Below are 11,408 nucleotides of genomic sequence, written 5' to 3'. Positions count from 1 at the left end.
CCCGCCCGCTCTATTGCTAGCGCTCACGGCGCCGGGTGGGAACAGGGCTGGCGAACCGCCTCTTCGCTTCCCATTAGGGTGGGAGCGCCCGCACCCTCCTGACTGCCGCACGAGCAGGCGGAGGGAATCCCCCTAGCTCCGCCGCGGACATGCGGTGGACGCGCCGAGGAGTCAACTGCCGTGTCGGACCCGATGCGCCCCCGCGCTTCTCTCCGTACCGCCGTGGTCTGGGAGGTCCTCAAGGACGCCCTCGACCGCCGGGTCAAGGCCACGGGCCGGGAGTCACACTCCCTCGACGTGCTCGACACCGGCGGCGGCAGCGGCAACTTCGCCGTGCCCGTCGCCCGTCTGGGCCACCGTGTCACCGTCGTCGACCCCAGCCCGAACGCCCTCTTCGCGCTCGAGCGTCGGGCCGCCGAGGCGGGCGTCGCCGAGCGCGTGCGTGGCGTCCAGGGCGACGTGCACGGCCTCTTCGACGTCGTGGAGCGCGCCGGGTTCGACGCCGTCCTGTGCCACGGCGTCCTGGAGTACGTGGACGACCCCGCCGAGGGCGTGCGCAACGCGGTCGGCGCGCTGCGCCCCTCCGGCACCCTCAGCCTGCTCGCCGCGGGACTCGGCGGAGCCGTGCTCGCCAGGGCGCTCGCCGGGCACTTCACCGAGGCCAGGCAGGCGCTCGGCGACCCGGCGGGGCGCTGGGGCGACGGCGACCCCGTGCCCCGGCGCTTCACCGCCGAACAGCTCACCGATCTGGTCGAGGCCTCCGGCGTCAGGGTCGACGCCGTGCACGGGGTGCGGGTCTTCGCGGACCTGGTTCCCGGCGTCCTCGTGGACACCGAGCCGGGCGCCCTGGAGGCCCTCCTCAAGCTGGAGGCGGCCGCCGCGGAGCTCGCCGCGTTCCACTCCGTGGCCACCCAGCTGCATGTGCTCGGTGAGACCCGGGATGCCGACGAGGCCTGACGTTCCCGCTGGCTGCCCCGCTGATCAGCAACGCAGCCGCACATGGAGTACGGCACACACCCCCCGAACGGGCTATGGGCGCCGTATGATCGAGGCAGACCGTCCGGCATGCCGGACCGGCCGCTGGGGAATGCACGCTTCAGCGAGCCGGAGCGGCAGGGTGGTCCGGTTTGGCGAAGTTGGCGCAGAGGGGCGGGTTTCACGGGGGCGATTCCCTGCCTATCCTGAAGGGGACCCCCGGTCGCCCCGGCGACTGCACGATGAGGAGGACTCCGTGCCGCTCTCGGAGCACGAGCAGCGCATGCTCGAGCAAATGGAGCGAGCGCTGTACGCCGAAGATCCCAAGTTCGCGACAGCGCTCGAGGGAAGCGGGCTGCGTACGTACACCCGGCGACGGGTCTACCAAGCGGTCGCGGGCTTCCTTGTGGGTATCGCCCTTCTCATGGCCGGAATGGTCGCCCAGCAGATTTGGGTGAGCGTGGTGGGATTCCTCGTCATGCTGGGATGTGCGGTGCTCGCCGTCACCGGATGGCGCAAAGCGCCCAAGCCAGGTGAACAACCGGCGGCTGGTGCGCCCACGGCCCAGGGCAGCGCCCCAGCCCGTCGGAAGACCAAGCAGCATCGGTCGATGATGGACCGGATCGAGCAGCGTTGGCAGCGCCGCCGTGACGAACAGGGCCAGTGAGCTCTTAGCTTTTCGTTCCTTGGCTTTGCGTTCTTCGCAGCAGGGCGCACTGACAGCAGGGCGCACTGACAGCGGTGCGTACTGACGCGGTGCGTACTGCTGGACGTAAGGGGTGACCGCCCAGGCGGTCACCCCTTACGCATGGGCTGCTCAGCCCTCCTGCTGGGAAGGCTGCGACGGCCGCGAAGACCTCCGCAGTGCCGCCCACCGCTTGGCGACGCGCTCGGACGACCGCTCCTTGAGCCCCGTCCAGCGGTCCGAGACCGCCCAGACCACCCGTGCGGCCGAACGCGGCGCAAGCGTTGCCCGCAGCCGGGCCGAACGGCTCGACGTGGCCCGCAGACCCTCGGAGACACGGCGCACGTCGTCGGCGAGTCCTGCCGTCGGCTGGGGCCGCGGAGCGTAGAGCACCTGCTCGACCGCGGCGGCCAGGCGATGGACGGACTCCGCGGGACCCGCGGCGAGCTGTCCGATGCGCACGATCCGGGCCGCCGCCTTGCGCGGGGTCTGTGACTCGTCCGGCGTGATCGCGTGGTCCCAGGCCGTGTCGGTCACTTCGAGCCAGGCGGCAAGGGTCCGCGCGGCCGCGTCCGCCTCGGTGCGGCCGGAAGAGCCCAGGCGCAGCGCACGGATCCGCTTGCGCCACAGCATCGGCAGCAAGGGCAGGCCGATGACCACCACAGCTCCCAGGGCCACGGTCACGATCATGCCGATCGGCGGTCCATCGCCGCCCGAGCCGCCCGCGATCGCCGGGGCCGTGCTCGCGCAGCCGCCCTGCTTCTGCTGGTCGGGCGGGCAGCTCGCGGAGGCCGACGGCTCACTGGACGGCGCGCTCGACGCGGTCGGCTCGGGCGACTCCGGGTCGCTCGCGCCGTCGGACGGGGTGTCCGGACGGGTGTAGTCCGGCACCGTGCCGCGGTTCGGGGTCGGCTCGAAGCGGGTCCAGCCCACGCCCTCGAAGTACAGCTCGGGCCAGGCGTGCGCGTCCCGCAGACCGACCGACATCGAACCGTCTGCCTGCGCGGCACCGGGCGTGAAGCCCACGGCGACGCGCGCCGGGATGTCCAGCGTCCGCGCCATCGAGGCCATGGCGAACGAGAAGTGGACGCAGAAGCCTTCCTTCTGCTCCAGGAAGCGGGCGATCGCCGCCGGGCCGCTGCCGGCCCGCACCTGCGTGTTGTACGTGAAGCCGCCCTCCGATGCGAACCAGTCCTGGAGCTTGACCGCCTTCTCGTAGTCGTTCGACGAGCCCCTGGTGATCTTGCGGGCCTCGGAGGCCACGACGGACGGCAAGGTGTCGGGCACCTTGGTGAACTCGTCGGCGAGCTGCTTCGGCGGCTCGGAGGCGCCCGCGAGCTGCTCGGCCGTCGGCTGCACGATGAGGCTCTTGACCTCGTACTGCGCGCCGCGCGTCGTCTGGCCGCGGTCACCCACCAGGGCGCGCCCCACGGGCTCGTACCGCCAGCGGCCGTTGATCTTCACCTCGCTCGCCGGGTAGGGCATCGGCAGCCAGTTCTGCGCGTAGCTGTCGGCCGCCGAGATGTTCGTCTGGATCTCGCTCCTGCTGACGTCGGGGTAGAGCCCCGGCGGGTCCTCCAGGCGCGGCGGTACGTCCTCGATGCTCCGGACGGTGGTCTTCCAGGTCGTGCCGTCGAACTGGTCGAGGGAGACGATCCGCAGGTAGAGGTTCTCGGTCTCCTTGGCGTTCGTCTTGTACGAGATGACCTCGCGGTCGTCCGGTTCGTTCAGGCTGTCCTGGAGCGCGACCAGCGGATTCACCGCGGAGATCGTGCCGCCGCCACCGGAACCCGAGCCTCCGCCGCCGCCGGAACCGTCCAGGAGCCCGCCGTCCAGGGCGGGCAGCGCCAGCGGCACCACCAGGGCGATGCCGAGCGCGACCGCGCCGATGCGCCGCCCCGTGCGGACCGGTGCGACGGCGCCGCTGTCGGTCTCCAGACCCCCCGAGATCCTGCCGGGCGCACGCGCCGCGCCCCCGAAGACCCGCCCCCACTGGGAGAGCCGGTCCCGGCCTTCCGCCAGGAGCAGCAGCAGATACCCGGCGGCCGCGAGCAGGAACCACAGCCACCCCGCCCCGTCCCCGGACAGCCCCGCGGCGACCGAGTACAGCGCGAGCAGCGGAAGGCCCGCGGGCGCCGCCGTACGGAACGTCACCGCGAGGGCGTCCACCGCGAGGCCGATCACCAGGACGCCGCCGACCAGCATCAGCCGGATGCCGTCACTGAGCGGCGCCGGTATCGCGTACTGCCCGACGTCGTTGCCACCGGCCTCCAGCAGAAGGCCGAACTCCCGGAACACGTCGGGTCCCGGGAGCACTCCGGCGATCGCCTGCTCGCGGGCGAACACCAGCGTAAGGAGCAGGAGCGTCACCAGGGCCTGCACCGCGACCGTGACCGGCCGGGCCAGCGGGATCCGCCGGGTGAGCGCGCCCGTGCCGCTCTGCAGCGCCAGCAGGATCGCCGCCTGGATGAACCACGTCGCCGGATCGACGAGCGGCAGCAGCGCCCCTGACGCCATCAGCGTGGCCGCCGTGGCGCAGAGCGCGAGTCGCGCGCGCCCACTCATGAGGGTCCCCCTGTTGTCGTACGTGTCGCCGTACGGGTTGTCGTACGTGTCGCCGTACGGGCGCGGGCCCGGCCGCTCATCCCCAGCCCCCCGTCGTCGTCCCCGCAGCCGGAGCGGGGCCCGTACTGGCCCGCAGATGGTCCGCCTGCCGCCACAGGTCCACCAGAGCGACCCCCGGAGGCACCGCCACGGCCGTCCAGCCCGCCTCGCGCAGCATCCGGACCCGCTCGTCGCCGGGGCCCGACGGAGCGCCGCCGGGGCCCTGGGCCCAGGCCGTGCTGTCCAGGACGAAGGCGACGGCCGCGCCGCTGCGCTGTCGCATCTTGGCGGCCACCGTCGCCTGCTCCTCGTCCAGATCGCCGAGGAAGGCGATCAGCAGGCCTTCGTTGCCCCCGCGCAGCACGTCGTACGCGGGGGAGAGCCCCGCGCCGTCCGAGTGGTCGATCACCGCGAGGGTGTCCATCATCAGTCCCGCCGCGTCGGCCGACTCCTGGCTCGCGCCCGCGAAGCCGTCCGAGCCCTCGCCGGGCACGGAGTTGCCGGTGTCGGTCAACAGCCGTACCGAAAAGCCCCGTTCGAGCATGTGCACCAAGGCGGAGGCCGTGCCGGACACCGCCCACTCGAAGGCCGAGTCCGGACCCGCGCCCCGGAAGGCGTGCGCCCGGGTGTCCAGGAGCACCGTGCAGCGGGCCCGCTGCGGCTGCTCCTCGCGGCGCACCATCAGCTCGCCATAGCGCGCCGTGGAGCGCCAGTGGACGCGGCGCAGGTCGTCGCCGTGGCGGTAGCCCCGCGGGATCACGTCGTCCTCGCCCGCGAGGGCCAGCGAGCGGTGCCGCCCGTCCCCGTACCCCTTGGCCTCACCGGTGAGCCGCACCGGAGGCAGCGCCTCCACCCGCGGGATGACCGTCAAGGTGTCGTACGTCGAGAAGGAGCGGGTCAGTTCACACATCCCGAAGGGGTCGGTGAGACGCAGCTGCAGCGGGCCCAGCGGATAGCGCCCCCGCAGGTCCGAGCGGACGCGGTAGGACACCTCGCGGCGGCCCCCCGCCTCCACCCGGTCGAGCACGAACCGGGGGCGCGGCCCCAGGACGTAGGGCACCCGGTCCTGGAGCATGAGCAACCCCGTGGGCAGCCGCGAGACGTTGTCCATCCGCATATGGACCCTGGCCTCCGAACTGGCGGGCACGCGCGCGGGGGAGAGCCTGCGGCTCCCCGCGACGCGGTAGCGGGTGCGGTAGAGCACCGTCGCGCACACCAGCGGAAGGACGGCGAGCAGCAGCCCGACCCGGAGCAGATCGCTCTGCCCCAGGACGTACGCGCAGATGGCGGCGGCGATCCCGGCCGCGAGGAACGAACGCCCGCGCGTCGTGAGACCCGCGAGCGCGGTCCGCAGTCCGCCCTTGCCCTCCTCGTCCTGCGCCGGCTGCGGCCCCCCGGCCGCCATCACAGCCTCCGAGCGCCGGGCGGCTGCTGGTTGAAGTAGCCGCTGCCCGGCTGGACGGCGGCCGGGACGGGCGTGCGCTGGAGGATCTCCAGGACGACCGACTCGGCCGTACGACGGTTCAACTGGGCCTGTGCCGTGGGCAGCAGCCGGTGCGCGAGCACCGCCACGGCGAGGGCCTGGACGTCGTCCGGCAGCGCGAACTCACGGCCGCTGAGCGCCGCCGATGCCTTGGCCGCCCGCAGCAGGTGCAGTGTCGCGCGCGGCGACGCCCCGAGTCTCAGGTCCGGGTGGTTGCGGGTCGCCCCGACGAGCTCCACGGCGTACCGCCGCACGGAGTCGGCGACGTGGACCGTGCGGACCGCGTCGATGAGTTTCACCATGTCGTGCGCGTGCGCCACCGGCTGGAGGTCGTCGAGCGGCGAGACTCCGCCGTGCACGTCCAGCATCTGCAGCTCGGCCTCCGCGCTCGGATAGCCGATCGAGACGCGCGCCATGAAGCGGTCGCGCTGCGCCTCGGGCAGGGGATAGGTCCCCTCCATCTCGACGGGGTTCTGCGTCGCCACCACCATGAAGGGGCTCGGCAGTTCGTAGGTCTGCCCGTCGATGGTGACCTGGCGCTCCTCCATGGACTCCAGGAGCGCGGACTGCGTCTTGGGAGACGCGCGGTTGATCTCGTCGCCGATCACGATCTGCGCGAAGATCGCGCCGGGCTTGAACTCGAAGTCCCGGCGCTGCTGGTCGAAAATGGACACACCGGTGATGTCCGACGGCAGCAGATCAGGCGTGAACTGGATGCGCCGCACCGAGCAGTCGATGGACCGCGCCAGCGCCTTGGCGAGCATGGTCTTGCCCACGCCCGGTACATCCTCGATCAGCAGATGCCCCTCGGCGAGGAGCACGGTCAGCGAAAGCCGTACGACCTCTGGCTTGCCCTCGATCACACCCTCGACCGACCTGCGGACACGCTCCGCTGTGGCGGTCAGATCTGTGAGGCTCGCTCGATCGTCATAGGTCGTCACCCGGCCCTCCTCGGACACGTTCTCCGGGCCGACGCTGTGTGTGCGGCCCGGCCCACCCCGAATCACGGACACCACGCGTGAATGGTTCAGCGCGATGCCACACCCCGCATTCTTGTTGGGCATAGCGGGTTGTGTCACTCGCCCGCGGATAACTGGCGGCGATATGTCGGGTCTTACGGCCTTTTGACCGCCGAGCCGGTCCGGAAAGGTCCGGTCCGGACCCGGTCACCCAGGGTCGACCTCCCGCAGCAGACCCGTGGTCACATCGAAGACGAATCCCCGCACATCGTCGGTGTGCAGGAGGAACGGAGAGGTCCGCACGCGCTGCATCGACTGCCGCACGTCCTGGTCGACGTCGCGGAAGGCCTCCACGGCCCACGCGGGCCGCTGGCCGACCTCGAGCTCCAGCTCGTGCCGGAACTCCTCGGTGAGGCTCTCCAGACCGCAGCTGGTGTGGTGGATCAGGACGACGCTCTTCGTGCCGAGGGCGCGCTGGCTGATCGTCAGGGAGCGGATGACGTCGTCGGTGACCACGCCGCCCGCGTTGCGGATCGTGTGGCAGTCGCCCAGTTCGAGGCCGAGCGCGTCGTGGAGGTCGAGGCGGGCGTCCATACAGGCCACGACGGCCACGCCCAGGACGGGGCGGGCGTCCATGCCGGGGTCGGTGAAGGCGGAGGAGTACTTGGTGTTCGCCTCGACCAGGCGATCGGTGACCGTGCCGCCCGCGGCTATGCCGCCGGTCGGCTCAGCGGGGAACTGGCCCGTGGAGGATGCGGAAGTCGACATGGGTATGACGTTAGTAGGCACTGATCGCTCGGGCCCGCTGTGAGAAGGGACAAAGAACGTCAAAGACTCTTGTTGTGAGGCAACCCACAGGGGTGGCGTCGCCTCGTCCGAACGGGTGACGGAGCCGGACCCGTGGCACCGGTGAGGACCCGTCCGCGACGCGCAGGCCAGTTGATTGACCGGGCGACACGGTGGACTAAAGTGACGCGAAGTGGGAGCCGTGACCCTGCTCCCCGCTGGACTGTTCACCCGGGGATTCCCTGAATCCCCCCACGTGCGCGGCGCGTACGTACGGCTCGGCCTCCTCCCGCTCCCGGTCGGCTGACGCCACTTCCCCGGCGCCAGCAGGCCCTTTCCTTTCCGAGCGGGCGGGGACCCGGCCGTGCGCACGTCGCTCGTGCCGGACCTGAGAGGGCCCTTTGAGCCACACCCGACACGTCCCGGTGATGCTCCAGCGATGCCTGGACCTGTTGGCTCCCGCGCTCGCCGAGCCGGGCGCGGTCGTCGTCGACTGCACCCTTGGACTCGGCGGCCACAGCGAGGCGCTGCTCTCCACCTTCCCGTCGGCCCGCCTCATCGGCCTGGACCGCGACAAGGAGGCCCTGCGGCTCTCCGGGGAGCGGCTCGCCCCCTTCGGCGACCGGGCCGATCTGGTGCACGCGGTCTACGACGAACTCCCCGACGTGCTCGACCGGCTCGGCATCGCGAAGGTCCAGGGCGTTCTCTTCGACCTCGGCGTCTCCTCCATGCAACTCGACGAGGCGGACCGGGGCTTCGCCTACGCGCAGGACGCGCCCCTGGACATGCGCATGGACCAGACGACCGGCATGAGCGCCGCCGAGGTCCTCAACACGTACGCACCGGGCGAACTGGTGCGGATCCTGCGCCAGTACGGCGAGGAGAAGCAGGCCAAGCGGATCGTGGGCGCGGTCGTCCGCGAGCGCGAGAAGGAGCCGTTCAGCAACAGCGCGCGGCTCGTCGAGCTGATCCGCGACTCCCTGCCGCAGGCCGCCAAGCGCACCGGCGGCAACCCCGCCAAGCGCACCTTCCAGGCCCTGCGCATCGAGGTCAACGGCGAGCTGAGCGTCCTGGAAGCCGCCATCCCGGCGGCCGTGAAGACGCTCGCCGTCGGCGGCCGCATCGCCGTCCTGTCGTACCACTCGCTCGAGGACCGCCTGGTCAAGCAGGTCTTCGCGGCCGGCGCCGCGACGACCGCGCCGGCCGGCCTGCCCGTCGTCCCCGAGCGCTACCAGCCCCGGCTCAAGCTGCTCACGCGCGGCGCCGAACTCCCCACCGAGGAAGAGGTCGCCGAGAACCGCCGGGCGGCCCCGGCACGGCTGCGGGGTGCGCAGCGCATCCGCGAGGAGGCCCCGTGAAGTGCGCCCGCCAGGAGCACCCGTGAACGGCGTCCCTGAGGAGGCCCCATGAGCAAGAAGCCCGAGCTGCGGGGGAGGGCCGCCCGGCTCGCGCGGCTGCTGCCGTCGGGGCCGAGCCAGGCCGCGCGCACGCCCTTCGTCCTGCTCGTCGTGCTGCTCCTCGGCGGCGGTCTGATCACGCTGCTCATCCTGAACTCCTCGCTCAACGAAGGCTCGTTCCAGCTGAGCGAGCTCAAGAAGGAGACGACGGAGCTCACCGACCAGGAGCAGGAGCTCCAGCGGGACGTGGACGCCTACGCCGCTCCCGACGCCCTCCAGCGCCGCGCCCGTGAGCTCGGCATGGTGCCGGGCGGCGACCCGGCCTTCCTGAACCCCGACGGCACCGTACGCGGCGTGCCCGGCGCCGCCGAGCAGTCCTCCGCGCTGCGGCCCGACCCGCGCCCGCAGGAGGTGGCGTCCCCGGCCCCGTCGGTCTCGATCCCGGTCGCGACCCCGGTGCCGCCCACGCCGTCGCCCGCACCGCCCCAGGCGCCCACGCCCACCCCCTCCGCGATGCCCGGCCCCACGACCTCCGGCAGGTGACGTAAGTGACGGACCGCCAACCCCCGCGACGCAGGGTCCCGGGTCCCGCGCGGCCCTCGCGCCCCGCCCGCCCCGGCCAGCAGCGCCGCACAGGAGGGGGGGCCGGGCCCGCCCGCCGCCCGCGCCCCGCATCCAAGGCCCGCACCATCCGGCTCGGCAGCCCGCGGCCCCGGCTCCGCATGGTGAGCCTCGGTCTGACCCTGGTGATGCTGGCCTTCGTCGTACGCCTCCTCCAGGTGCAGGCGGTCGACGCGAGCGTGTACACGACCAAGGCCGAGAAGAACCGCTACTTCAGCCACGTCCTCACCGCCGAGCGCGGTGGCATCACCGACCGCAGCGGTGTCGAACTGGCCGCGAGCGTGGACGCGTACGACATCACGGCCGACCCCACGATGTTCACGGCCAAGGAGATGGGCATCAAGGACGGGCCCGAACAGGCCGCCGCGCTCCTCGCCCCGATCCTCGACAAGGACGTCGGCCGGCTCACCAAACAGCTCAAGACCCCCAAGACGCGCTACGTCCTGCTCGCCCGCCGGCAGACCCCCCAGGTCTGGAAGCAGATCAAGGACCTGCGCGGGGCGCTCGACGACAAGGCGAGCACCGACAAGAAGAGCGCCAACGTCCTGGCCGGAGTCTTCCAGGACCCCAGCAGCAAGCGCGTGTACCCGAACGACACCCTGGCCGCCGGGATACTGGGCTGGGTCAATGCCGAGGGCAAGGGCGGGGGCGGCCTGGAGCAGCAGCTGAACAAGGAGCTCGCGGGCAAGGACGGCAAGATCAGGTACGCCCAGTCCGGCGGCCACCAGGTGCCGACCGCGGGCAGCACGGAGACGCCCGCCGTGCCCGGGTCCGACGTCGAGCTCACCATCGACCGCGACATCCAGTGGGCCGCGCAGAGCGCCATCAGCAAGCAGGTGGAGAAGTCCGCGGCGGACCGCGGCTACGTGATGGTGCAGGACAACAAGACCGGCGAGATCCTCGCGATGGCCAATGCCCCGGGCTTCGACCCGAACGACCTCTCGCAGGCCGACGGCACCGCGATGGGCAACGCCTCGCTCCAGGACGCCTTCGAGCCGGGTTCGACCGCCAAGGTCATGTCGATGGCCGCCGTCCTCGAGGAGGAGGTGGCCACCCCCGCCACCCGCGTGACGGTCCCCAACCGGCTGCACCGCGGCGACCGGCTCTTCCAGGACGACATCGACCACCCGACCTGGCACCTCACGCTCAACGGCGTGCTCGCCAAGTCCAGCAACATCGGCACGATCCTGGCCACCGGCGAGCTGGGCAAGACCCAGCGTGAGGCCAACAAGTCGCTCTACTCGTACCTGCGCAAGTTCGGCATCGGCAAGGAGACCGGGCTCGGCTTCCCCGGCGAGACGTCCGGCATCCTGGCGCCGCCCGAGAAGTGGTCCACCTCGCAGCAGTACACGATCCCGTTCGGCCAGGGCTTCTCGATCAACGCGATGCAGGCGGCCTCCGTCTACTCGACCATCGCGAACGACGGCGTGCGCGTCGAGCCCACGCTGGTGCGCGGGATAAAGGGTCCCGACGGCCGCTTCACGCCCGCGCCCAAGCCCAAGAAGACCCGCGTGGTGAGCGAGAAGACCGCCAAGACGGTGTCGCAGATGCTCGAGTCCGTCGTCGACGACGAAGAGGGCACGGGCACCAAGGCCCGCATCCCCGGCTACCGGGTCGCGGGCAAGACGGGTACGGCCAACCGGGTCGACCCCGAGACCGGCAAGTACAAGGGCTACACCTCGTCGTTCGCCGGATTCGCGCCCGCCGACAACCCCCGCGTCACCGTCTACTGCGCGATCCAGAACGCCACCAAGGGCAGCTACTTCGGCGGCCAGATCTGCGGTCCCATCTACAAGGAAGTCATGCAGTTCGCCCTCAAGACGCTCCAGGTCCCGCCCACAGGCAAGGGCGCGGCCCGGCTCCCCGTCACCTTCGAACCCTGAGCCCCACCAGGACAA

General features: G+C 71.7%; 9 protein-coding genes. 5 read left to right on the top strand and 4 right to left on the bottom strand.

The features are described 5' to 3' along the window. Positions 1-180 precede the first annotated feature (180 nt). Positions 181-957 carry a class I SAM-dependent methyltransferase gene (locus AC5P1C_RS13770; protein WP_493866048.1) on the top strand — a complete coding sequence of 259 codons (777 nt, stop codon included), beginning with the start codon at positions 181-183 and terminating at the stop codon, positions 955-957. 274 nt (positions 958-1,231) lie between these two features. After that, a complete protein-coding gene (locus AC5P1C_RS13765) occupies positions 1,232-1,642 on the top strand; it encodes an SCO2097 family morphological protein (RefSeq protein ID WP_493866047.1) in 411 nt (136 codons plus the stop codon). A 150-nt stretch (positions 1,643-1,792) separates the two neighbouring features. Here AC5P1C_RS13765 and AC5P1C_RS13760 read toward each other — a convergent pair whose 3' ends face one another. The 4 genes from AC5P1C_RS13760 to AC5P1C_RS13745 all read right to left on the bottom strand — a co-directional run bounded on the left by AC5P1C_RS13760 (position 1,793) and on the right by AC5P1C_RS13745 (position 7,537). Beyond that, entirely contained in the window at positions 1,793-4,225 is a 2,433-nt protein-coding gene (locus tag AC5P1C_RS13760) for a transglutaminase TgpA family protein (RefSeq protein WP_493866046.1), read from the bottom strand. A 76-nt stretch (positions 4,226-4,301) separates the two neighbouring features. Continuing rightward, positions 4,302-5,669 (bottom strand): DUF58 domain-containing protein, encoded by a 1,368-nt coding sequence (locus AC5P1C_RS13755; RefSeq protein WP_493866045.1) that lies wholly within the window; start codon positions 5,667-5,669, stop codon positions 4,302-4,304. Then, positions 5,669-6,688 carry an AAA family ATPase gene (locus AC5P1C_RS13750; protein ID WP_493866044.1) on the bottom strand — a complete coding sequence of 340 codons (1,020 nt, stop codon included), beginning with the start codon at positions 6,686-6,688 and terminating at the stop codon, positions 5,669-5,671. Before AC5P1C_RS13750 ends, AC5P1C_RS13755 begins: the two co-directional genes overlap by 1 nt. Positions 6,689-6,913: 225 nt before the next feature. Then, on the bottom strand, positions 6,914-7,537 hold the full coding sequence (locus tag AC5P1C_RS13745) for a beta-class carbonic anhydrase (protein WP_493866043.1): 624 nt from the start codon (positions 7,535-7,537) through the stop codon (positions 6,914-6,916). 356 nt (positions 7,538-7,893) lie between these two features. Between AC5P1C_RS13745 and rsmH the strand changes: the two genes are divergently transcribed. The 3 genes from rsmH to AC5P1C_RS13730 are packed head-to-tail and all read left to right on the top strand — an operon-like array spanning position 7,894 to position 11,393. Beyond that, complete coding sequence (rsmH, locus tag AC5P1C_RS13740) at positions 7,894-8,850, top strand: 16S rRNA (cytosine(1402)-N(4))-methyltransferase RsmH (RefSeq protein ID WP_493866042.1); 957 nt, start codon at positions 7,894-7,896, stop codon at positions 8,848-8,850. A 48-nt stretch (positions 8,851-8,898) separates the two neighbouring features. Next, entirely contained in the window at positions 8,899-9,432 is a 534-nt protein-coding gene (gene ftsL, locus AC5P1C_RS13735; protein WP_493866041.1) for a cell division protein FtsL, read from the top strand. A 5-nt stretch (positions 9,433-9,437) separates the two neighbouring features. Then, the gene (locus tag AC5P1C_RS13730; protein WP_493866040.1) at positions 9,438-11,393 is read left to right on the top strand and encodes a peptidoglycan D,D-transpeptidase FtsI family protein; all 1,956 of its coding nucleotides are present in this window, start codon (positions 9,438-9,440) and stop codon (positions 11,391-11,393) included. Positions 11,394-11,408: the final 15 nt, after the last annotated feature.

This window comes from Streptomyces sp. A18 (genome assembly GCF_059026065.1).
Note: the sequence above shows the minus strand (reverse complement) of the source record. Positions and strands in the feature narration are given on the sequence as shown.

Excerpts from the sequence above, each read along its gene's own strand:
- AC5P1C_RS13760 (WP_493866046.1), bottom strand. The coding sequence starts at position 4,225 with ATGAGTGGGCGCGCGCGACTCGCGCTCTGCGCCACGGCGGCCACGCTG.
- AC5P1C_RS13755 (WP_493866045.1), bottom strand. The coding sequence starts at position 5,669 with ATGGCGGCCGGGGGGCCGCAGCCGGCGCAGGACGAGGAGGGCAAGGGC.
- ftsL (WP_493866041.1), top strand. The coding sequence starts at position 8,899 with ATGAGCAAGAAGCCCGAGCTGCGGGGGAGGGCCGCCCGGCTCGCGCGG.